This is a genomic window from Schaalia hyovaginalis, assembly GCF_014208035.1.
In the GTDB taxonomy this organism is placed as follows: domain Bacteria; phylum Actinomycetota; class Actinomycetes; order Actinomycetales; family Actinomycetaceae; genus Pauljensenia; species Pauljensenia hyovaginalis.
Map to the genome: position 1 here is coordinate 1161786 of NZ_JACHMK010000001.1, position 21875 is coordinate 1183660.

Below are 21875 nucleotides of genomic sequence, written 5' to 3' on the forward strand. Positions count from 1 at the left end.
TCCCTTCCAAGTTCCTACGCTTCCGTAGGTTACTCTGCCGTAGGGGAACCCGCTCGCGACTGCGCCGACGAAGGCCGTCGGTCCCGCATGACCCGCCCTTCAGAGGCGGGTGATGGTCAGCCGGATCGTGTCCTTCATCGAGCGGATCTCCTCGATCGCCTCGATCGGCAGCTCGGAGTTGATATCCGTCAGCGCGTAGCCGGTCTGCCCCGAGGTGCCCAGGATCTGCGCGCCGATGTTGGCGCCCGTCTCGGCGAAGGTCCTATTGACGAGGGCGAGGACGCCGGGCGTGTTGCGGTGGATGAGGCGGATCCGGTAGCGGGACTCCTCCGAGGCCGAGAGCTGGAGGTTGGGCAGATTGACGGACATGTCGGTCGAGCCCGTGCGCCGGTAGTCGGCGAGCTTATGGGCGACGAAGCGGCCGATGTCGTATTGCGCCTCCTCCGTCGAACCCCCGATGTGGGGGGTGAGGATGACGTTGTCGAGTTTGGCCAGGGGCGAGGTGAAGGGGTCGCCGTTCTTCTTCGGCTCGGTCGGGAACACGTCCACCGCAGCCCCCGACAGGTGCCCGGAGACGAGGGCGTCGTGCAGAGCGTCGATGTCGACGATGTGCCCGCGCGACAGGTTGATGAACATCGCGCCGGGCTTCATCATCGCGAACTCCTGCGCCCCGAACATCTTCGTGTTCGAGGGGCGTCCATCGACGTGCAAGGAGACGACGTCGGCTTCGCGCAGGACCGATTCCATCGTCGGCATCTGCGTCGCATTGCCCAGCGCGAGGCGTTCGGCGGTGTCGTAGAAGATGACGTTGAGCCCCATCGCTTCGGCGAGGACGGACAACTGGGTGCCGATGTTGCCGTAGCCGATGATGCCCAGGGTGTGTCCGCGGACTTCGTGCGCGCCGTCGGCGGACTTGTCCCACAGGCCGCGGTGCAGGCGGGAGTTCTTCACGGTGACGCGACGCGAGAGGTCGATGATCTCGCCGATCGCGAGCTCCACGACCGAGCGCGTATTCGAGTAGGGCGCGTTGAAGACCGAGATGCCGAGCTCGGTGGCGGCCGCGAGGTCGATCTGATTGGTGCCGATGCAGAAGGCACCGATCGCCTGGATCTGGGGGTGGGCCTCCAGGACCTTGCGCGAGAGGGTCGTCTTGGAGCGGATGCCGATGTACTCGACGCCTTCGAGGGCGTGGAGCAGCTCGGATTCGTCGAGTGCGCCGGAAACCCGCTGAACCTCGATGCCGTGCCTGGCGAAGATCTCGTCGGCGACCTTGTGGGGATTCTCAAGCAGAAGTGCGCGCGTCATGGCCTCATAGTGCCAGACGCCCGGCGCCTGCGCGCCGGGCGGCCAGAGTGCGGGCGGGCTTCTACCACTCCTCCATCCCCGCCGGCAGCGGCGCGCGGTGCACGACGGTGAGGTCGTGGGTCGAGCGCGTGAGGGCGACGAAGAGATCGCCCAGACCGTCGGAGGCGATCTCCGCAGGCTCGACGAGGACCACCGAGTCGAACTCGAGGCCTTTGGCGGCTGCGGCCGAGAGCACGCTGACACGGGAATCCAGCCCGCTCATGCCCGAGACGTCGGCCTTCCACTCGAGGGCGCGCCGAGCGCCGACGATGACGGCCACGCGCCCCGATCCGGGGCCGGACTCGCTGTCGAGGCGCTTCACGGCTTCTTCCACCGCCCCATTCGCCGCTTCGTCGAGGCCGGCCGCGCCCGAATCCTGGGCGAAGAGGACCCGGTAGCAGTCCGGAACATCGCGGACCGCGGTCATCGGATGGAGGACGGGCTCGCCGGCCCTGGCCATGACGCGCTCGGCGAGCTCGGTCAGGGCCCGCGGCGTGCGGTAGGAGACCGTGAGGACGTACTCGGCTTCGAGGGCGCGCGCCGCCGGTCCCAGGGCCTGCTCCCAGGTGGAGGGGCGGTGCGCGCCCCGGCGCTGATCGAGGTCGCCGACGATCGTCATGGAGCGGGCGGGGCAGCGGCGCAGGAGCGCGCGCCACGCCATCGGGGACAGGTCCTGGGCCTCGTCGACGACGATGTGGCCGTAGGTCCACTGCCGGTCATTCGCTGCCCGTTCCGCGAGCGGCGTCCATTCGCCCTCCCCGCGCGCGGAGGCTGCGAGCTGCTCGGCGGTCACGATGCCGCCGCCGAGCCCCTGGCCCTCGATCGCGGCGCGAGCGCGCTCGACTTCCTCGGCCTCGGTCGAGCTCTTCCGCGGGGCCCGGTGGGGGAGCGGCCCGAGAAGCTCTTCGAGTTCATCGAGGAGGGGAACGTCCGCCGGGGTCCAGGTCGAATCCCGCCGGGCGACGAGGCGCAGCTCGCGGGCCGACAGCGGGGAACCCGCAGCGGCGTTGAGGCGGGCGAGGAGCGAAGGGCGGGCGTACAGGCGCGCGAGGAGGGTCTTCGCGGAGGTGGGCATCCACGCCAGGTTGATCGCCCGGCGCGCATCGAGGGAGTCGCGCACCTCGACGGTCCACGAGTTGAGGACGTCCTCGGGAACGCGGCCCTCCGAATCGCCGTCCCCGGCGGCGAGGGCAAGCCTCTTCGCCAGGCGCTTCATGAGGTCGAGGGCGAAACCCTCGCGCGCCTCGTTGTGGGGCTTGCGCGAGCGCCTCGCCCGCTTGAGGGCCGCGGATACGTCCTTAGGGAGCAGATCGACGCTCCGATTCCACACCCGAAGCGCGACGGGGGCGTCGAGGGGGCGGGGAAGGGATTTGACCGCCTGGGCAAGGACGCGCTCCCAGCCGGGACGGCCCTTCGCCTGAGCGACCTCGAGGGGCTCGGCCCCGGTGGCGCTCGTCCCGGGGATGAGATCGCCGAGTGTCGTGGACACGACTCCGGTCTCGCCCAGCGAGGGGAGGACCTGCTCGATGTATCTCAGGAAGATGCGCGAGGGGCCGACCAGGAGGACGCCGGAGCGCTGGAGGCGCTCGCGTTCGGCGTACAGGAGGTAGGCGATTCGGTGGAGCGCGACGGCGGTCTTCCCGGTTCCCGGGCCGCCCTGGACGACGACGATGCCCTTCTCGTCGGCGCGGACGATCCGATCCTGCTCGGACTGGATCGTGGCGACGATGTCGCCCATGCGGCCGTCTCGCGCCGATGACAGCGCGGCCATGAGCGCGCCCTCGCCCTGCAGCTCGATGCCCCCCGCGGCGGAGTCCAGGAGCTCGTCCTCGATCGCGATGACGCGGCGGGCCCGTGTCGTGATGTGGCGCCGCCGGGCGACTCCGAGGGGCTCCACGGCGGTCGCCTGGTAGAAGGGCATGGCGGCGGGGGCGCGCCAGTCGATGAGCAGGGGAGGGCCGTCCGGGGTCGACAGGGAGATCCTGCCGATCCTCCTGACCTGTCCGTCGGTCATGTCGAGCCGACCGAAGACGAGGCGGTCCTCGACGCCTTCGAGGCGCGCGGCCATGTCGCCGAGGTGGGAGGAGATCGCATCCCGTTCGGTCCACGCCTGCGCGTTGTCGACTCCGTGCTCGGCGTGGGCCCTGCGCTGGCGCTCCCGGTAGGAGTCCCGCAGCGCATCGAGGCGCTCATATGCGGCGTCGACGAAATCCTGTTCGGGCATGTCGCTGGTCGCCTGATCGGCGAGGGGCTGTTCGGCCATACGAGTCCTCCACAGGTTCGAGATGCGGCCACCCATTGTCCATCATCGTCCGGCGCTCGTGCGCGATGGACCGACTGGTGATTCGCCCTCGGCCGAACCGCCCTCGTCCTCGCGACGAAGCCGCGATTGAGGGGTAGCGTGGATCCGGTCGAGCAGGACGCCCGTATGCGACGGAGGGGATCGTGATGAGAACGACGGACGAGGTGATGTTCGAGCGCGCCGGAGCCGAGGACTCGCGGGCCAGGATCCTCGTCATCCACTTCCGCGGCGCCCTCGACGCCGGTGCCGCCGGCCGCCTCGCCATCCGGGAGATGCTCCGCTCGCTGCCCTCGGAGAGGATCGCGACCTTCGACGCCGACCACTTCCTCGACTACCGGTCGCACCGTCCGATCTCGACGGTCGAGAACTGGGTGATGACCTCGCTCGAAGCCCCCGAACTCGTCCTCGATCGGGTGCGCGACGACCTCGGCAACCCGATCCTCGTCCTCCACGGCCCCGAGCCGGACGCGAAATGGGAGGCCTTCGCCCGCATCGTCTCCGAGCTGGCTCAGGAAGCGGGGGTCGAGATCACCGTCTCCTTCCACGGTATCCCTTCGGGGGTGCCGCACACGCGGGCGACTCCGGTGCATTTCCAAGCGACGGACGCCTCCCTCGTGCCGGTGCAGCCGAAGATGGCGCAGATCATCCAGTTCCCCTCGCCCGCCTCCGTCTTCCTCCAATCCCGTCTGCGCGAACGCGGCATCAACGGGATCGCGATGCTGGCGGCCGTGCCCTTCTACATGTCGGACACCGGCTACCCCGCGGGCGCCTCCGCCCTGCTCGGGGCCCTGTCCAAATACGCGGACCTCTCCTTGCCGGTGGGCGAGCTCGAGCAGGGCGCCGCCGAGGACCAGGAGACGATCGATTCCCTCGTCGAAGCCAACCCGGAGATCCTCCACACGGTGTCCGCCCTCGAGGAGCATTACGACGCCTGGACGGGTGAGGGCTCGGGAATGCCCCTGGGCGCTCTCGGGCAGGGCGCGGACATGGTGAACGCGCGCAAGCAGTCCAAGGACATCGGCGAAGTGATCGAGGCATACCTGGCGAATCTCGCCTCTCAGGACGGCGAGCAGGAGGAGCCCGAGCGCGCCGAGGCGGGGGATGCGGAGGAGGACCCGCTCGCCGCCGCGCTCCGCCGCGTCGAAGAGCGCCGCAGGTCCCCGGACGGACCGCGCTCCCGCGCGCCCCTCCACCGCGCTCCCGAGCCGCAGGACGGGCGAGGGGAGGAGGCGGGCCTCGGGATCCGCTTCGCTGAAGGCCCCCTCCCTCCCGCCGATGAGGGCGGTCCGGCAGGGGCTGGTGAGGGTGGTTCGGCTGGGGTTGACGAGGGTGGTTCGGCTGGGGTTGACGAGGGTGGTCCGGCTGGGGTTGACGAGGGTGGTCCGGCCGGGGCTGGTGAGGGCGGTCCGGCTGAGGAGCCGCAGGACTGAGAGGCCTCGGCCCCCGATCACGGCCCTAAGCGCCGATGCCGCCCGCCGGATCGTCGAGGGGCGGGGCGCCCGCGAGCCACTTCCTCAGAGCCGCCGGGTCCATCGCCCTGGCCGGAAGAGGCAGCGTGCGCAAGAGCCGGTCGAGTCGCTCGAGGGGGTAGGCGCCTGCGGGCGCGGCTGAGGCGATCACCATGACATTGCCCCGTCGTTGCGACCTGCCCACTTTCGGGTCCTGAACGGAGAGGACCTCGGGGAAGACGTCCGCGATCGACGCGATGTCCCGTCTGGCGTCCGTCCCGCCTCCGTGCGCGCAGTTCGCCAGGAGGAGCCCCTGCGGCTTCAAAGCGCGCAGGGCGGCCCGGGCGAAGCCGCGGGTCCGCATGTGCTCGGGGACTTCCCCCTTCGCGAAGGCGTCGCGCACGATCACGTCGAAGGACCCGGGCCTGGCCTCCTCGAGCACCCGCCTGCCGTCGCCCACCCGGATCGACAGCCTCGGCGCCCTCGGCAGGTCGAACCAGTGGCGGACGACGGTCGCGAGGGCGGCGTCGATCTCCACCGCCGTTTGCCTCGAGGAGGGCCGCTGATGCGCCCAGGCAGTCGGAAGCGCGCAGCCGGCGCCGCCCAGATGCAGAGCCCGGACCCCCTCGCCCTGGGCGTGAAGGGCGTCGAGGGCGCAGGTCGCGTGCTGCATGTATTCGAATTCGAGATCGGCGGGATTCGCGGTGTTCACGCACGAGGACTCCACGCCGTCGATCAAGAGGGTCGCCAATGGGCCGTCCCACCGGATCTCGGCCGTTCCGGAGTCGATCTCATGGAACTCGCTCCCGCGCGCTGATGCCCGTGCCATGGGGGACACTGTATCGGGACGAGAGGAGGCGTCATGTCGAATGCTCCGCGCGATGCGCGCGTGAGGCGCTCCTGGGGGGATGACGATTCCGCCACTCCGATCCTCCACGTCGATATGGACTCCTTCTTCGCCCAGGTGGAGCTCTGCGAGAACCCGGGGCTGCGCGGGCGCGAAGTGATCGTCGGCGGCTCCTCGAACCGGGGCGTCGTGACTTCGGCGACCTACGAGGCGCGCGCCAAAGGCGTGCGGGCGGGGATGCCCATGGCGAGGGCCCGGGCCCTGAGCCCCGACGCCGTGATCCTTCCGGGGCATCGGGGGCTCTACTCGCAGTACTCGCGCCGAGTCATGGAGGTGCTGGGCCGGATCACTCCGCGCCTGGAGCAGGTGAGCATCGACGAGGCCTTCCTCGACGTGTCCGGCGCTCGGCGCCTCCTCGGCCCGCCCCTTCAGATCGCCCGCTCCCTGAGGCGGATGATCCGTGACGAGGTGGGGCTTCCCGCATCGGTCGGCATCGCGGGCTCGAAGTCCGTTGCGAAGATCGCCTCATCGAACGCGAAACCTGACGGCCTCCTCCTCGTTCCGGCGGATCGTACGATCGACTTCCTCCACGGACTGCCCGTCGGGGCGCTCTGGGGCGTCGGATCGGTCGGCGCGGAGCGCCTGACCCGTGCGGGGATCGACACGATCGGCGACCTCGCCGCCTGCCCGATGGAACGCTTGAAGAAGCTCGTGGGCGTCGCCTCCGCGCACCACCTCCACGACCTCGCGCACGGGATCGATCCTCGTCCGGTGGTGACGAGCCGGGAGGAGAAGTCGGTCGGCACCGAGCGGACCTTCGATGAGGACCTGCGCTCGCGGGCGCAGGTCGAGGCGTTCCTCCTGTCGGCCGCCCACGATTGCGCGCGTCGCCTGAGGGCGCAGGGGTGGGTGGCCTGGACGGTCGGTCTGAAGCTCCGCGACCCCTCCTTCACCACGATCACGCGATCGGTGACGCTCCAAGCGCCGACCGATGTGGGCAGGGAGGTCTTCGCGGCGGCTCGCGCATTGTTCTCGCGCGAGGCGATGCCCCAGGGCGGCGTGCGCCTGTGTGGAGTCCGCTGCGAGGGCCTGCAGTCGCGTGAGGCGGGGGTCGCGGTGCGCCTCGACGACGACGCCCGCCCCCTGGCCTCGGAGCGGGCGATGGATTCGGTGCGCTCGCGCTTCGGCGATGCCGCACTGCGCCCGGCGACCCTGCTGGAGCCCCCGGATGCCCGTCAGCGGGATCGCTGATCGCGATCGCGGGACCGGTGCGGGCGCGGAGTCGAATCGCACCGGCGCGCCTTGACGCATTACACTGCGAATCGATCTCAGGGAGAGGAGGCGCCGTGGCTCTTTCAGATTATGAAAAGCAGGTGCTCGAGCAGATGGAGGCGGAGTTCCGTCGTGCCGATCCGGAACTCGCGTCCGAGATGGCCAAGGCGGTCGATCCGGACGCCCCCTCGGGCTCCTTCTCGCCCCGTCGGATCGCGCTCGGCGCGCTCATCGCGGTCGCGGGGCTCGCAGTCCTCGTCGGCGCCGTTTCCCTGGGGTATTCCCTCTGGTCGATCCTCCTGGGCGTGCTCGGCTTCGTCCTCATGGTCCTGGGCGTTTGGGTCGCCGTGTCGACGAAGGGGGCCGAGGGTGGCGCGCCCAAGAAACGTGCGGGCGCCGGCGGCACGAGCACCTGGGCCCGCCTCATCGAGGATCAGGAGCGCCGCTGGCAGGATCGTCGTCGAGACTACTGATCCGCCGGGTCCTCCACCACTTCACTCCACACGTCCCCGTTCCGCACAGCGGAACGGGGATTTCTCATGCGATGGGCTGCGTCCCCTCTCAGCATCCGCCCCTCCGGCGGCGATGAGCCCCGCCGCCCGCGAGGGGGCCGTCTGAGGCGCCTGCCCTACTGGCCCCGCGCCGGATCCCTGCTTCCGTGAGGGGGCGGGGCGGTCGCTGCCGCCCGCGCCGCAGAGGGAGCCTCCGCCGCCCGCGAGGGGGGCGGGGTGCTGGAACGACGGATGAGGAGTGAGATTCTTCCCCACAATTCACCACCGCAATCTTTCTTTGAAATTAAGCGGATTCTGAGCGGCAATTCAGCAGTGTTGGCGCGTTGAGCACTGTCTTGGGGGAATATTGTGGGGTAAAGTGGGGAAAAGTGTTCCGCAGGGGAAGGCGGTGAGACATGTTCCTCGGTACGTACGAGCCCAAACTCGACGACAAGGGACGCGTCTTCCTGCCCGCCAAATTCCGCGAGGACATGGAGGGCGGCATCGTCCTCACCCGGGGTCAGGAGCACTGCATCTACGCGTTCCCGGCCTCGCGATTCGACGACATGACGAAGGACCTGCTCACAGCGCCCCTGTCCTCCAAACAGGCGCGCGACTGGATCCGAGTGATGCTGTCGGGCGCGTACAAGGAGGTTCCGGATAAGCAGGGGAGGATCTCCATCCCCGCGGATCTGCGGGCCTACGCCGGCCTCGGCCGCGAACTCACCGTCATCGGTGCGGGCTCGCGGGCCGAGATCTGGAACGCCGAGTCCTGGCGCGAGTACCTCGCCGTCCAGGAGGAGGTGTTCTCCCAGACTGCCGAGGAGATCATCCCCGGCATGTTCTGACTCGCAAGGCCCGGTCTCCATCCGGGTTCCGACTTCACTTCCCCGATGTCGGAGCGCGGTGGGGGACCCGGCCCTACGAGCCTCGCAGAAGAAAGGAGTGCAAGTGGACGACGCCCGCGCCACGTCCCAACGGCATACCCCCGTGCTCCTCGACGAGTGCCTCAACATGCTGGCCCCCGCCCTCGACGCCCAAAGCGCGCTCCTCGTCGACTGCACCCTCGGCATGGGAGGGCACACCGAAGCCGCCCTCAAGCGCTTCCCCCGCCTCAGCGTCATCGGCATTGATCGCGATCCCCAGGCCATCGCCCTCGCCTCCGAGCGCCTCCGCCCCTTCGGGGAGCGCTTCCGCGCCGTCCACACGACCTACGACCGCGTCGGCGAGGTGGTGGCCCGCCATTCGCCCTCGGGGCTCGCCGACGGCATCCTCATGGACCTCGGCGTCTCCTCGCTCCAACTCGACGAAGCCGACAGGGGCTTCTCCTACGCCGCCGACGCCCCCCTCGACATGCGCATGGACCCGACGAAGGGGCGGAGCGCGGCCGATCTCCTCGCGACCGCCGCCGAGGCCGAGATCGCCAAGATCCTGCGCGTCTACGGGGAGGAGCGCTTCGCCTCCCGCATCGCCCGGCGGATCGTGCGCAAGCGCGAAGAAGCCCCCCTCGAACGCACGGGCGAACTCGTCGACATCATCCGCGACGCGATCCCGGCCCCCGCCAGACGCACCGGGGGCAACCCCTCCAAACGCACCTTCCAGGCCCTCCGCGTCGCCGTCAATGACGAGCTCAGGATCCTGGAACGCGCCCTTCCCGCGGCGCTGAGCTCGCTCAGGATCGGCGGACGCCTCGTCATCGAGTCCTACCAGTCCCTCGAGGACCGTCTGGTGAAAGAGGCCTTCAGAGCGGGATCGACGCTCGACGTGCCGGTGGACCTGCCGATCATCCCCGAATCGAAGGCGCCGCCGCTCAAGCTCCTCACCCGCGGCGCCGTCCTCGCCAACGAAGAGGAACGAGCCCGCAACCCCCGATCAGCCTCCGTGCGACTCCGCGGCGTCGAACTCGTCCGCGAATGGAAGGAGTCCTCATGAGCAGCGCAGCAGCTGCGACGCGACCGGCCTCTCGGCCCGAGCGGCTTCGAGCCGAGGTCAGCGAACTCCGAGTCGTCGAAGGCCAAAGGCCCGGCCGCTCCCTCCTCGCCCTCGCCCTCGCGGCGATCCTCGTCATCCTCACCGCGGTGATCGCCTCGATGGTGCTGCACACCAGGATGGCCCAGACGGCGTTCGAGATCCGTGAACAGCAGCTCCAGCTCAACGCCCTGGACGCCGAGGCGTGGAGCATGCAGGCTGTCATCGAAGAAGCGGCCTCTCCCGCCTCCCTCGAAGCGGCGGCGCGGAACGCGGGCATGGTGCCCGCCGGCAAGAGCGGTCTCATCACCCTGTCGACTGGAACGGTCGAGGGCGGGACTCCGGCGAACTGATGACCCCCAGCAACGCCTCCGCCTCGATCCGGCGATCGCGGGTGATCCTGGCGATCTTCGTGATCCTCCTGTCGGCGTGCGCGCTCCGCCTCGTCGACCTCCAGCTCGTCCAGGGGCCCGAGCTCGCCGCCGAAGGCGAGCAGGTGAGAACCTCCCGTTCGGCGATCGCCGCGAAACGGGGCCAGATCCTCGACGCGACCGGAACGGTCCTGGCCGATTCGATCCTCACCTACGACATCGCGGTGAATCAGGTTAATATCCGCTCCTACGTCCACTACGAGACGAAGGAGGTCAACGGCTCGAAGCAGACGACCGTCGTGGGCCGGGGCCCCGCCGAGGCCGCCCGGCAGCTCGCCGAACTCCTCGGCATGTCCGAGGCCGAACTCGGCGGTCAGCTCATCGGCGACTCGACCTACACCTATCTCAAACGGAACGTCGACGCGGTGACTTTCCGCAAGATCCGCGCCCTCGACATCTACGGCATCGAATGGGAGGCGGTCTACGAGAGGATCTACCCCAACGGGAACACCGCCGCGCCCCTCATCGGCACCGTGAACGCCGAAGGCGAGGGATCCTCCGGGATCGAGCAGCAGTACGACTCCCTGCTGCAGGGCCTCCCCGGTTCGCAGGCCTTCGAGATCGCCCCCGACGGGGCCGTCATCCCAGGCGGGAAACGCACTCTTGAAGAGCCCCACGACGGCGGAACAGTCTCGCTCACGATCCACACGGATCTGCAGCACCAGGTCCAGGAGCTCCTCGACACCGCGATCACCTACCACGGAGCCGAATGGGGAGCGGTCGTCATCGAGGACGTGAGCACCGGGCAGGTCCTCGTGATGGCCGACTCCTACTCGACGCCGCCCGACAACGCGAATCCGCAGATCGTCCGCGCAGTCCAGTACGCGACCGAACCCGGATCCGTGGGCAAGGTCCTCACGAACGCCGTCGCCCTCGAACAGGGCACCATCACCCCCACCTCGGTCTTCTCGGTCCCCGGCTCGATCAACATGCCGGGCGCGGACGGGCCGATCAACGACTTACACCAGCACGAGACCTACGAGCGCACGGCGACCGGCATCCTCGTCGAGTCCTCGAACACGGGCACCGTGCAGGTGGGCGATACCGTGAGCGACGAGTCGCGCTACGACATGATGAAAAAGCTCGGCTTCGGCGAGCTTACGGGCATCGAGCTCTCGGGCGAGTCGGCCGGGCTCTTGCGCCCGCCATCGGAATGGGGCGGACGCGACCGCTACGTCTCGATGTTCGGCCAGTCCTACGCGGTGACGCCCCTCCAGATGGCCTCGATGATGGCGACGATCGGCAACGGGGGTGTGCGCATCAGCCCGCGGATCGTGAAGTCGTGGACGAACGCCGACGGCACCTTCGAAGAGCAGAAGCGCCCCGAACCCGTCCAGGTGATGTCGGCCGACACCGCGAAGAAGGTCCTCACGATGATGGAATCGGTCGTCGCCGATCCGAATGGGACGAACGGGGTGGGCGGCGTCGCGGGCTATCGGGTCGGCCTGAAGACGGGCACGGCCGAGATCGGAGTCGACGGCCAGTCGGGGCTGACGGGCGTCGCCTCGACCACGGCGGGGATCATCCCGGCCGATAAGCCAAGATTGGCGATCACGGTTGTCATCTACAATCCAAAGGTCGCCTATCTGGCGGCCTCGTCCGCGCTGCCCCTCTTCGGGCAAGTCGCGGAGGCAGCCGTGAAGAATCTCGGCATCCCCGCTTCGGCGGAACCGGCGGTCCTCTACCCGTCGGCCCCGCAATGAGCAGGGCGATGCGAACGGCGATGAGCCGTGAAGGGAGAACCGTGGAACGTTCAGCACAGTGGATCGCCGCCTCGACGGGCGGGCGGCTCTTGGGAGCCGATGCGCGTGTCACGGGCCCCTTCGTCACCGATTCGCGCGAGGCCGGGCCCGGATCGTGCTACTTCGCGCGCCGCGGCGAGACGAGCGACGGCCACGATTTCGCTCGAGCCGCAGTGGAGGCGGGTGCGGTCGCCCTGGTCGTGGAGCGCCCCGTCGACGTCGAATGCGCGCAGATCCTCGTCGAGGACGCGACCCGCGCGCTGGGCGATCTCGCGCGCGCCCACCTCAGCGATCTGCGCGAGCGCGGCGGCCTCGACGTCGTCGCCGTGACGGGGTCGGCGGGGAAGACGACGACGAAGGACCTCCTCTTCCAGATCCTGAGCGCCGACGGGCCGACGGTCGCGCCGAAGCTCTCCTTCAACAACGAAGTCGGACTTCCCCTGACCGTTCTCACGGCGACGCCGAACACCCGACACATGGTCCTCGAAATGGGGGCCTCCGGACCCGGGCACATCGCCTACCTCACCTCGATCGCCGCCCCGGACGTCGCGATCGAGCTCATGGTCGGTCACGCCCACCTGGGCGGCTTCGGCTCGGTCGAGGGCATCGCGGCCGCGAAGGCCGAGCTCATCGAAGGGGCGAGGCCGGGCGCTCCGGTCGTCCTCAACAACGATGATCCGCGCGTCCTCGCGATGTCCGCACTCGCCACCGGCCCGGTGAGGACCTTCTCCGCCTCGGGGGCTCCGCAGGCCGATGTCCGCGCCCTCGACGTGATCGCCGACGAGGCCGATCGCGCCCGTTTCACGCTCATCGCCCCCGAGGGCGAGGCGGAGGTGAGCCTCGGCGTCGTGGGGGTCCACCACGTGGCCAACGCCCTCGCCGCGGCGAGCGGCGCCCTCGCCCTGGGCATCCCCTTCGGCACCGTCGTCACCGCGCTCAACGGCGCGAAGGCCCTGTCCCCGCACCGCATGGACCTGCGCGAGCTCACCGTGGAGTCGCACCCGATCACCCTCATCGACGACGCCTACAACGCGAACCTCGATTCGATGCGCGCGGGCTTCGCGGCCCTCGCCGCCATCGGACGCGGACGCCCCAAGATCGCAGTGCTGTCCGAAATGCTCGAACTCGGAGAGGCGAGCGCTCCGACGCACCGCGAGGTCGGCATAATGGCTGCCGAAGCCGGAGTGAACACTCTCATCGTGCTCGGGAACGACGCGCCCTTCTACCTCGAGGGCGCCGGATCCGGGGTGCGCGGGGTCCTGGCCTCAGACGTCGACGACGCGATCCGCGCGGCTCTTGAAGAGCTCGAAGACGATTGCGTCGTCCTCGCCAAGGGCTCGCTCTATTCGTATTCATGGCAGGTGGCTGAAGCACTGCAGGAGAGGGGTGCCTCGCGATGATCGGTCTCATCGCGGCGTTCATTATCGCGATGGCGCTGTCCATCCTCGGAACGCCGGTCCTGATCCGCTTCCTCGTCTCGCACCAGTACGGGCAGTTCATCCGCCAGGACGGGCCGACTCAGCACCTCACGAAGCGCGGCACGCCGACGATGGGCGGCCTGGTCATCATCCTCGCCACGGTCATCGCCTGGATGATCGGCTCGACCCTCTCGGGCGCGGGCCCCTCCTGGTCGGGCCTGAGCCTGCTCGTGCTCTTCGTGGGGCTGGGCCTCATCGGCCTGCTCGACGACGGCATCAAGATCATGCGTCAGCGTTCCCTGGGCCTGCACCCCTCGGGCAAGATCATCGGCCAGATCGCCGTCGCCTCGCTCTTCGCGTGGATGTCGATCGTCGGATCCGACGAGTACGGCCGTACCCCGGGCTCGCTGGCGATCTCAGTGACGCGGCCGACCGGAATCACCCTCGCATTCGCGGGCGTCGGCATCGGGATCGCCCTCTACTTCCTGTGGGCCAACTTCATCGTCGCGGCGTGGTCGAACGCCGTGAACCTCACGGACGGCCTCGACGGCCTCGCGACCGGCTGCTCGATCTTCGTCTTCGGCGCCTACACCTTCGTCGCCTACTTCCAGCAGATCCAGTCCTGCGTGGTCCCCAACGGCAACATGGCCGCCTGCTACTCGACGCGGGACCCGCTGGATCTTGCGATCTTCTCGACCGCGCTCATCGGCGCGCTCGCGGGATTCCTCTGGTGGAACGCCTCGCCCGCGAGGATCTTCATGGGCGATACGGGGGCGCTCGCCCTCGGAGGCGCGCTCGCCGGAATGTCGGTCCTGACGCACACCGAGTTCCTCGCGGTGATGATCGGCGGCCTGTTCGTCGCGATCATCATGTCCGACGTCATCCAGATCTCGGTGTTCAAGGCGACCCGCAAACGAGTCTTCCGGATGGCCCCTCTCCACCACCACTTCGAGCTCAAGGGCTGGCAGGAAGTGACGATTGTCATCCGCTTCTGGCTGGTCGCCGCGATCTTCGCGATCACGGGCGCGGGCCTCTTCTACGCCGAATGGGCGGCGCAACTGTGAGCAGCCCGGTCGCGATCATCGGTTGGGGCCGTTCGGGCCTTTCGGCGGCGCGCGCACTGCTCGCACGCGGCTACGAGGTCGAGGCCTTCGACCGGAGCGGGCCCGCGGTGCCGGATGAGACCGACGGGGCCGTGACGCTTCACGTCCACGCCGACCCGGTCGAACTCGCCGACGCGGTCGTGAGCCGCCGGCCCCGCTTCATCGTGGTCTCGCCTGGGATCCCCCCGCACGCCCCGGTCTTCGCCGCCGCGCGGCGGGCCGGAATCGAACTCATCGGGGAGGTCGAGCTCGCATGGCGCCTCCAGGAGGCGGGGCCTCATGCGGGCCGCCCCTGGCTCGTCGTGACGGGCACGAACGGCAAGACGACGACGGTGGGCATGCTCGGCGCGATCCTGAGGGCGAACGGCGAAGACGCCCTCGAAGTCGGCAACATCGGGACTCCGATCACCGAGGCGATCGATTCGGACGCGCAGGTGTTCGCCGTCGAGATGTCGAGCTTCCAGCTGCACACCGCGCTCACGGTCTCGCCGCAGGCCTCCGTGTGCCTGAACGTCGATGCGGATCACCTGGACTGGCACGGGAGCGTGCAGGCGTACGCCGCCGACAAGGCGCGGGTCTATGAGCGCACGCAGGTCGCGTGCGTCTACCCTGCGCAGGACCGCTCGGTGGAGCGGATGGTCGAAGAAGCCGATGTCATCGAAGGCGCTCGCGCCATCGGCACGACCCTCGCCGTCCCCGCGGTCTCGCAGCTCGGCATCGTCGAGGACGTCCTCGTCGATCGGGCCTTCCTCGAGGACCGGCGGACCCGCGCCCTTGAACTCGCGCGCCTTGGCGACCTCGAGCCCGCCTACGGCCCCAGCCCCTCTCCGGCAGTGGTCGCCGACGCCCTGGCGGCAGCGGCCCTGGCGCGCGCCCACGGAGCGGCCCCCGAGGCGGTGGCTCGCGGCCTGCGCGCCTTCGTTCCGGCGGGACATCGTCGGGCCGTCGTCGCCCGGGCGGCCGACCTCACGTGGATCGACGATTCGAAGGCGACGAATGCGCACGCGGCCCTCGCTTCGCTCGAAGGCGTTCCCGAGGGGCGCGCGATCTGGATCTTCGGCGGGGATGCGAAAGGGCAGGACTTCGCTGATCTCGTGACCCGGGCGGCCCCCCGTTTGAGGGGCGTCGTCGTCATCGGCGAGGACCGCGAACCGGAGGTGTCGGCCCTGAGGTCCTGCGCTCCGCAGGTGCCCTTCGTCGAGGTCGACGGCCACGAGGATTGGATGTTCTCCGTCGTGAATGAGGCGGTCGCGCTGTCCAGACCGGGCGATACGGTCGTCCTGGCCCCCGCCACCGCGTCCTGGGATCAGTTCCGGGATTACGGGGAGCGCGGTCGCGTGTTCGCCGATGCGGTGAAGAGGCTCGCCGAGCAGTGGGGGAGCGCCGATGGCGGCCCTGCCTGATGCGCTCGTCCGCTTGAAGCGGGCGATCCCGCGTTTCGAGTTCGGGCGCGAGGAGGAGTCGCGGGCCGCGTTGTCTCCGGTGTCGACCTACTACCTCATCGTCGTCCCCGCGCTCGTGCTCACGGTGTTCGGCCTGCTCATGGGCTTCTCGGCCCAGGCGGTCACGGCGATCGCCGCGGGTGAGAACCCGTACATCGCCTACCTGCGCCCGCTCGCCATCATCGTGGTCGCCGCGCTGATCGCCGCCTTCGTCCACGCCGCGCCCGTCGGCGTGTTCAAGCGCCTCGCCTGGCCCGCCTTCGTCCTCGCGATGATGCTCCAGCTCCTCGTCATCACCCCCTTGGGCAGGTCCGAGGGCGGCAATGCGAACTGGGTGCACATCCCCGGCCTGCCCGTCCTGCTGCAGCCCTCGGAATTCCTCAAGCTCGCCCTCGTCTTCGTGCTGGCGAAGTCGCTCACTCATCCGGGCGCGCGCCTGTCCGACTGGCGGCAGATGGCGGTCAAAGCCGGCGGCTTGACTGCGCTTGCGATCCTCTTCGTCCTTCTGGGGCGGGACATGGGGACCTCCATGATCGTCGTCGCCGCGGCCCTCGGAGCGCTGTGGGTCGCGGGGCTGCCGAAACGCTGGTTCCTCATCCTCGGAATCGCGATGGTTCCGGTGGGGACCGCCCTCGTCTTCTCGAATCCGACGCGCCTGCGTCGCGTGCTCGCGATCCTCCCGGGGGGCTCCTCCCGCGACCTCTCCGCCCCCGAGCAGATCGATCATTCCCTGTGGGCCTTCGGCTCGGGCGGATTGTCGGGCCTGGGACCGGGCGCTTCGCGCGAGAAGTGGAATTACCTCCAGGCGGCGCACACGGACTTCATCTTCGCGATCGTGGGCGAGGAGTTCGGCCTCCTGGGGACGCTCGCGGTGATCATCGCGCTCGGGCTGCTCGTGTGGGGGATGCTGCGCGTCGTCCAGTCGAGTGATGATCTCTTCGTGCAGATCGTGTCGGGGGGCGTCGCATCGTGGATCGGCGCTCAGGCCGTCGTCAACATCTTCTCGGTGACCGGTATCGGACCGGTCATCGGCGTGCCCCTGCCGCTCGTGTCCTATGGCGGGTCGTCGTTCCTCTTCACGGCGATCGCGATCGGCGTGGTGGCTTCTTTCGCGAGGGCGGAAGCAGGGATGACAATGTGGGGGCGCTTCGATGCGGCGACGCGTCGGCGCGACCCCAGGATCGAGCCGAAGCCCAGGCGCATCTGAGGCTTCGGCGCATCGAGGTAGGAGAATCGTGACGTCCAGGATCGTGGTGGCCGGCGGCGGGACCGCAGGCCACGTGAACCCTCTTCTTGCGACTGCAGTCGAACTGCGGGCTCGCGGCTATCGCGTCGAGGCGCTCGGGACGCAGGAGGGCCTCGAGGCCGATCTCGTCGAGCGCGCCGGCTTCGCCCTCAAGGTCATCGAGAAGGTGCCCTTCCCGCGTCGCCCCTCCGCTTCGGCTCTGCGCTTCCCCGCGAAATGGCGCAGGGCGGTCGACGAATGCGAGAAGGTGATCGAGGGCGCGGCCTGCGTCGTCGGATTCGGCGGATACGTGTCGACTCCCGCCTACAGGGCCGCGAAGCGTCTCGGGGTGCCCGTCGTCATCCACGAGCAGAACGCCCGGCCGGGGCTCGCGAATCGAGTCGGAGCGCGCTTCGCGAGGCTCGTCGCCCTGACCTTCGCGAACACGCCCCTGGAGGCGCGTCGCGGCCGGACGGAGGTTGTGGGGCTCCCGCTGCGTCCCGCGATCCGCGAGCTCGCGCTCGCGCGCAGGAGCTCCGAGGATGCGCTGAGGGCGCGACTGGCGGCGGCCGAGCGCCTCGGGGTCGACCCCGATCGTCGGATCCTCCTGGTCACCGGGGGGTCCTTGGGCGCGCTCGCCATCAATGAGGCCGTGTGCGCGGCCGCGAAGGCCCTTCCCGAGGGCGCCGCCGTCGTCCACCTCACGGGCCGGGGGAAGGACGCCCCCGTTCGGGACGCCGTCGAGGCGGCCGGCGTCTCCGATCGCTGGCTCGTCCTCGACTACCTGCGGACCATGGAGGATGCGCTGGCGGTGGCCGATCTCGTCCTGTGCCGTTCGGGGGCCGGGACGGTCGCGGAGATGACGGCCCTGGGCCTTCCCTGCGTCTACGCCCCCCTGCCGATCGGAAACGGCGAGCAGCGGCTCAACGCTCATGATCACGTGGCCTCGGGCGGCGCCCTGCTCATCCCCGATGCCCGGCTCGATGCGCATGCCGTCGAGACGCGGGTCTTCGCGCTTCTTGCCTCCCCGGAGCTGGATGCGATGGCCCGGGCCTCGCGCGGCCTCGGACGGGTCGACGCCGCAGCGGACTTCAGCGCGCTCATTGAAGAGGTGATCGGACGATGAACGGATCGAACAGCGCCGCCCCTGTCGAAGGGCGCTTCCACTTCATCGGCATCGGCGGAGCGGGGATGTCGGTCGTGGCCGAACTGCTCGCGAGCAGGGGCGCGCGCGTGTCGGGCTCCGATCGTTGCGCCTCGGCGGTGCTCGACCGCCTCGGGGGGCTGGGGATCGAGGTCCACGCGGGCCACGATGCCGTCCACGTCCCGCTCGATGCGACCGTGGTCGTGTCGACGGCGATCCGGGAGTCGAATCCGGAGCTCGCGGTCGCACGACGACGCGGGCAGCGCGTCATCCACCGTTCGCAGGCGCTCGCCCTGGCCGCGTCCGGCATGCGATTCATCGGCGTCGCCGGCGCCCACGGGAAGACGACCACTTCGGGCATGCTCGCCGTCGCGCTGCGCGAAGCGGGCGAGGATCCCTCGGTCGCCGTCGGGGGGATCGTCCCGCAGTTCGGATCGGGAGCGCATCTGGGCTCGGGGGAGGTCTTCGTCGCGGAGGCCGACGAGTCCGACGGCTCCTTCCTCAACTACGCGCCGGCGATCGAGGTCGTCACGAATGTCGAGCCGGACCATCTCGACAGGTACGGGAGCGCCCGGGCCTTCGAGGAGATCTTCGTCGAGTTCTCGAGGCGCCTGGTGCCGGGCGGCCTGCTCGTGTGCTGCGCCGAGGACCCCGGTGCGGCGCGCCTGGCCGGGGCCGCGGGCGGCGAGGGGACGCGGGTGCTCACCTACGGCCGCCCGTGCGAGTGCGAGGGCGTCCCGGATGTCGCGATCACGGAGGTGACCTCCTCGCCTGAGGGCGTGAGCGCGACCCTCACGGGACCCGGGGGCGAGGTGCGCCTCGAGCTCGCGGTGCCGGGCGTCCACAACATCCTCAATGCGACGGCCGCGTGGATCGCGGGGGTGGAGTGCGGTGTCGGGGCTGAGAAGATGGCGCGCTGCCTCGCCGCTTTCGGGGGGACCTCGAGGCGCTTCGAACTGCGGGGGAGCGTGGGGGCGCGCAGGGTCTTCGACGACTACGCGCATCATCCGACCGAGGTGGCGGCCGCCATCGCGCAGGCGCGCGTCGTCGCGGGGCAGGGCGGGGTCGCCGTGGTGTTCCAGCCGCACCTGTTCTCGCGCACGCGGATCTTCGCCGCTGATTTCGCCCGCGCTCTGGCCGCGGCGGATCATGTGGTCCTCACCGACATCTACGCTGCGAGGGAGGACCCCGAACCGGGTGTGACGGCCGCGCTCATCTCCGATGCGATCGAGGGCGCGCGCTTCGTCCCGGATATGCACGAAGCCGCCCGCCTGGCGGCTCGGCTGTGCCCCGAGGGCGGTCTCGTGGTGACCATGGGCGCCGGTTCGATCACCGAGTGCGCCCCGGACGTCCTCGATGAGTGGCGCATTCAGGCGGGTCTGGAGTGAAACCGCCCGCCCCCCGACGTCCCGGCACCTCGCCCTCGGGGCCCGAGCGCCCCGGATCGCGAGAGCCGGGGGCGCAGCACTCGAAGCCCGCGGGCCCCGCCGCCGAATCGGCGAAGCCGACCCGGGCCGCGTCGCCGAAGGATCTCGCCCGGCCGATCGGGCAGGCGGATGCCGCGGCCGTGCTCGGCCCCGTCGCGGAGCCGACGGACTTCCTCAAGCGGCGAGAGGAGAGGCGGCGCGCGAAGCGCTCCTACTTCCTCAAGACGGCGCTGATCGCTCTTGCGGGCGCGGTGATGGTCGCCGGGCTGGCGTGGGTGCTCCTCTTCTCCTCGCTCTTCGCCCTGGATCCGGGGCATGTCACCGTCGAAGGGGCTCAGTCGGGATTGATCTCCGAGGAGGAGGTGAGGGCCGCGGCCGCCCCCTATGAGGGGACCCCCCTCCCCAGGGTCCCGACCGGGGGGATCGCGTCCGAGATCGCCAAGCTTCCCCCGGTTTCGGCCGTCGAGGTGAATCGGCGCTGGCCGACAGGCCTCGATATCGCGCTGGTTCTGCGCGAGCCGGCGATGATCGAGGGGGCCGAGGGCGCCTATCGGCTCGTCGACTCGGGCGGCGTGTCCTTCGCGCCGGCCGAGCCTGTGCCCGAGGGGCTGCCCTACGTCGTCCTCCCCGAGGGGGACAAGCGCCAGGACGCGGCCGAGGACGTCCTCGCGGTGTGGGCGGCGTGCTCCGATTCCCTCAAGGCGCGCATCGGGTGGGTGAGCGCCGACGGCCTGACCGTGTCCTTCACGATCGACACCGGAGCGACGGTCAAATGGGGGACGGTTGACGATTCCGCCCTGAAGGCCCGCGTGGTCGAGGTCCTCATCGCTCAACGGGGCGCGTCGGTCTACGACGTGTCGGCGCCGGCCCATCCGGTCACCGTGTAGGGGAGTGCGACTCGCCCGCGTGTCCGCTTGATGGAAGGCGATTCCGTCCCTACTTTTCTCCCGGACATGAGCAGGTTGAAGCTCAACCTTCAACCTGAGGGTGAGGGTCTTCTTCGCAAGGGAGTACATTCAATGGCGGCACCGCAGAACCACCTCGCAGTGATCAAGGTCGTCGGCGTCGGCGGCGGCGGTGTCAACGCCGTGAACCGCATGATCGAAGTCGGTCTCAAGGGAGTCGAGTTCATCGCGGTGAACACCGATGCGCAGGCCCTCCTCATGTCGGACGCGGAGACGAAGCTCGACATCGGGCGCGATCTCACGCACGGCCTCGGCGCGGGCGCGGATCCGAACGTCGGCCGCAAGGCAGCGGAGGACCACATCGACGAGATCACCGAGTCCCTCGAGGGCGCCGACATGGTCTTCGTGACCGCCGGCGAAGGCGGCGGTACGGGCACCGGCGCGGCTCCGGTCGTGGCGAAGATCGCCCGCGAAGCCGGGGCTCTCACGGTCGGCGTCGTCACCCGCCCCTTCTCCTTCGAGGGCAACCGAAGGGCCGCCCAGGCCGAGACCGGCGTCGAAACCCTCCGCGACGAGGTCGATACCCTGATCGTCATCCCGAACGACCGCCTGCTCGAGATCTCCGACACGAACATCTCGGTTCTCGAGGCCTTCCGCGCAGCCGATCAGGTCCTCCTCTCGGGCGTTCAGGGCATCACCGAGCTCATCACGACGCCGGGCCTCATCAACGTCGACTTCAACGACGTGAAGTCCGTGATGAAGGACGCCGGATCGGCGCTCATGGGCATCGGCGCGGCCACGGGCGAGGATCGCGCTCTTCGCGCCGTCGAGACCGCGATCTCCTCCCCGCTCCTCGAGGCCTCGATCGACGGCGCGCACGGCGTGCTCATGTTCTTCCAGGGCGGTTCGAACCTCGGCCTCCAGGAGATCTTCCAGTCCTCGCAGCTCGTGCGCGAAGCGGCCCACCCGGAGGCGAACATCATCTTCGGCAATGTCATTGACGACGCCCTCGGCGACGAGATCCGCGTGACGATCATCGCCGCCGGCTTCGACGAGCCGACCGACCGCGCCATCGCGGGGATCACCCCCGCGGCCTCGGCGCCCGCCGCCCAGACCCCGAAGACCGTTCAGGCTCCGGCTCCGGCCGCCCCCGCGCCGGCCGCCACTCGCCGTCCCCTCGGAGAGGTCCCGAAGGCCCAGCACAGGGCGGTCGTGGATGTCCCCACCCGCACGGGCGCGATCCCGGTCGCAACGCGCCGCGTCGAAGAGCCCGTGCGCGAGGAGGACCAATCGCTCGAGGTCCCCAGGATCTTCGACGAGGACGAACAGGCCTCCGACCTCGACATCCCCGACTTCCTGCGCTGAT

General features: G+C 69.7%; 18 protein-coding genes. 15 read left to right on the forward strand and 3 right to left on the reverse strand.

All coding sequences use genetic code 11. The features are described from left to right. Window positions 1–99: 99 nt before the first annotated feature. Window positions 100–1305, reverse strand: a complete 1206-nt coding sequence (gene serA / locus HD592_RS05005) for a phosphoglycerate dehydrogenase (protein WP_184452355.1) — start codon at window positions 1303–1305, stop codon at window positions 100–102. A gap of 61 nt (window positions 1306–1366) precedes the next feature. Then, entirely contained in the window at window positions 1367–3607 is a 2241-nt protein-coding gene (locus tag HD592_RS05010; protein ID WP_184452356.1) for a HelD family protein, read from the reverse strand. A 185-nt stretch (window positions 3608–3792) separates the two neighbouring features. Between HD592_RS05010 and HD592_RS05015 the strand changes: the two genes are divergently transcribed. Then, window positions 3793–5076 carry a PAC2 family protein gene (locus HD592_RS05015; RefSeq protein WP_184454463.1) on the forward strand — a complete coding sequence of 428 codons (1284 nt, stop codon included), beginning with the start codon at window positions 3793–3795 and terminating at the stop codon, window positions 5074–5076. Between the two features lie 25 nt (window positions 5077–5101). On the opposite strand, the gene HD592_RS05020 is transcribed toward HD592_RS05015, so the two are convergent. Then, the gene (locus HD592_RS05020) at window positions 5102–5923 is read right to left on the reverse strand and encodes a spermidine synthase (protein WP_184452357.1); all 822 of its coding nucleotides are present in this window, start codon (window positions 5921–5923) and stop codon (window positions 5102–5104) included. Window positions 5924–5956: 33 nt separating this feature from the next. Here HD592_RS05020 and dinB point away from each other — a divergent pair, with 33 nt between their 5' ends. The 14 genes from dinB to ftsZ all read left to right on the forward strand — a co-directional run bounded on the left by dinB (window position 5957) and on the right by ftsZ (window position 21874). Further along, window positions 5957–7192, forward strand: coding sequence for a DNA polymerase IV (gene dinB, locus HD592_RS05025; protein WP_184452358.1), 1236 nt, complete (start codon window positions 5957–5959; stop codon window positions 7190–7192). A 95-nt stretch (window positions 7193–7287) separates the two neighbouring features. Then, window positions 7288–7686 (forward strand): DUF3040 domain-containing protein, encoded by a 399-nt coding sequence (locus HD592_RS05030; RefSeq protein WP_184452359.1) that lies wholly within the window; start codon window positions 7288–7290, stop codon window positions 7684–7686. A gap of 434 nt (window positions 7687–8120) precedes the next feature. Further along, on the forward strand, window positions 8121–8552 hold the full coding sequence (gene mraZ / locus HD592_RS05035; RefSeq protein ID WP_184452360.1) for a division/cell wall cluster transcriptional repressor MraZ: 432 nt from the start codon (window positions 8121–8123) through the stop codon (window positions 8550–8552). A 103-nt stretch (window positions 8553–8655) separates the two neighbouring features. Next, complete coding sequence (gene rsmH / locus HD592_RS05040) at window positions 8656–9636, forward strand: 16S rRNA (cytosine(1402)-N(4))-methyltransferase RsmH (RefSeq protein WP_184452361.1); 981 nt, start codon at window positions 8656–8658, stop codon at window positions 9634–9636. Beyond that, window positions 9633–10025: a cell division protein FtsL gene (gene ftsL, locus HD592_RS05045; protein WP_154478669.1), complete on the forward strand. Its 393-nt coding sequence runs from the start codon at window positions 9633–9635 to the stop codon at window positions 10023–10025. Before rsmH ends, ftsL begins: the two co-directional genes overlap by 4 nt. Next, window positions 10025–11806, forward strand: coding sequence for a peptidoglycan D,D-transpeptidase FtsI family protein (locus tag HD592_RS05050; protein WP_184452362.1), 1782 nt, complete (start codon window positions 10025–10027; stop codon window positions 11804–11806). Before ftsL ends, HD592_RS05050 begins: the two co-directional genes overlap by 1 nt. A gap of 41 nt (window positions 11807–11847) precedes the next feature. Next, window positions 11848–13245 carry a UDP-N-acetylmuramoyl-tripeptide--D-alanyl-D-alanine ligase gene (locus HD592_RS05055; RefSeq protein ID WP_184452363.1) on the forward strand — a complete coding sequence of 466 codons (1398 nt, stop codon included), beginning with the start codon at window positions 11848–11850 and terminating at the stop codon, window positions 13243–13245. Beyond that, on the forward strand, window positions 13242–14327 hold the full coding sequence (mraY, locus tag HD592_RS05060; protein ID WP_184452364.1) for a phospho-N-acetylmuramoyl-pentapeptide-transferase: 1086 nt from the start codon (window positions 13242–13244) through the stop codon (window positions 14325–14327). The genes HD592_RS05055 and mraY overlap by 4 nt, the downstream gene beginning before the upstream one ends. Continuing rightward, window positions 14309–15769, forward strand: coding sequence for a UDP-N-acetylmuramoyl-L-alanine--D-glutamate ligase (gene murD, locus HD592_RS05065; RefSeq protein WP_184452365.1), 1461 nt, complete (start codon window positions 14309–14311; stop codon window positions 15767–15769). Before mraY ends, murD begins: the two co-directional genes overlap by 19 nt. Continuing rightward, window positions 15753–17015, forward strand: coding sequence for an FtsW/RodA/SpoVE family cell cycle protein (locus HD592_RS05070; RefSeq protein ID WP_184452366.1), 1263 nt, complete (start codon window positions 15753–15755; stop codon window positions 17013–17015). Before murD ends, HD592_RS05070 begins: the two co-directional genes overlap by 17 nt. 28 nt (window positions 17016–17043) lie before the next feature. After that, entirely contained in the window at window positions 17044–18159 is a 1116-nt protein-coding gene (locus tag HD592_RS05075) for a UDP-N-acetylglucosamine--N-acetylmuramyl-(pentapeptide) pyrophosphoryl-undecaprenol N-acetylglucosamine transferase (protein WP_320657857.1), read from the forward strand. After that, window positions 18156–19565 (forward strand): UDP-N-acetylmuramate--L-alanine ligase, encoded by a 1410-nt coding sequence (murC, locus tag HD592_RS05080; protein ID WP_184452368.1) that lies wholly within the window; start codon window positions 18156–18158, stop codon window positions 19563–19565. Before HD592_RS05075 ends, murC begins: the two co-directional genes overlap by 4 nt. After that, entirely contained in the window at window positions 19562–20491 is a 930-nt protein-coding gene (locus HD592_RS05085; protein ID WP_184452369.1) for a cell division protein FtsQ/DivIB, read from the forward strand. Before murC ends, HD592_RS05085 begins: the two co-directional genes overlap by 4 nt. 132 nt (window positions 20492–20623) lie before the next feature. Next, the gene (ftsZ, locus tag HD592_RS05090) at window positions 20624–21874 is read left to right on the forward strand and encodes a cell division protein FtsZ (protein WP_184452370.1); all 1251 of its coding nucleotides are present in this window, start codon (window positions 20624–20626) and stop codon (window positions 21872–21874) included. Window position 21875: the final 1 nt, after the last annotated feature.

What these genes read in the sequence shown, in the direction of transcription:
- HD592_RS05050 (WP_184452362.1), top strand. Translation starts at nt 10,025, where the DNA reads ATGACCCCCAGCAACGCCTCCGCCTCGATCCGGCGATCGCGGGTGATC.
- murD (WP_184452365.1), top strand. Translation starts at nt 14,309, where the DNA reads ATGGGCGGCGCAACTGTGAGCAGCCCGGTCGCGATCATCGGTTGGGGC.
- HD592_RS05010 (WP_184452356.1), bottom strand. Translation starts at nt 3,607, where the DNA reads ATGGCCGAACAGCCCCTCGCCGATCAGGCGACCAGCGACATGCCCGAA.
- HD592_RS05070 (WP_184452366.1), top strand. Translation starts at nt 15,753, where the DNA reads ATGGCGGCCCTGCCTGATGCGCTCGTCCGCTTGAAGCGGGCGATCCCG.
- HD592_RS05015 (WP_184454463.1), top strand. Translation starts at nt 3,793, where the DNA reads ATGAGAACGACGGACGAGGTGATGTTCGAGCGCGCCGGAGCCGAGGAC.
- mraY (WP_184452364.1), top strand. Translation starts at nt 13,242, where the DNA reads ATGATCGGTCTCATCGCGGCGTTCATTATCGCGATGGCGCTGTCCATC.
- mraZ (WP_184452360.1), top strand. Translation starts at nt 8,121, where the DNA reads ATGTTCCTCGGTACGTACGAGCCCAAACTCGACGACAAGGGACGCGTC.
- ftsL (WP_154478669.1), top strand. Translation starts at nt 9,633, where the DNA reads ATGAGCAGCGCAGCAGCTGCGACGCGACCGGCCTCTCGGCCCGAGCGG.
- serA (WP_184452355.1), bottom strand. Translation starts at nt 1,305, where the DNA reads ATGACGCGCGCACTTCTGCTTGAGAATCCCCACAAGGTCGCCGACGAG.
- murC (WP_184452368.1), top strand. Translation starts at nt 18,156, where the DNA reads ATGAACGGATCGAACAGCGCCGCCCCTGTCGAAGGGCGCTTCCACTTC.
- dinB (WP_184452358.1), top strand. Translation starts at nt 5,957, where the DNA reads ATGTCGAATGCTCCGCGCGATGCGCGCGTGAGGCGCTCCTGGGGGGAT.
- HD592_RS05020 (WP_184452357.1), bottom strand. Translation starts at nt 5,923, where the DNA reads ATGGCACGGGCATCAGCGCGCGGGAGCGAGTTCCATGAGATCGACTCC.
- ftsZ (WP_184452370.1), top strand. Translation starts at nt 20,624, where the DNA reads ATGGCGGCACCGCAGAACCACCTCGCAGTGATCAAGGTCGTCGGCGTC.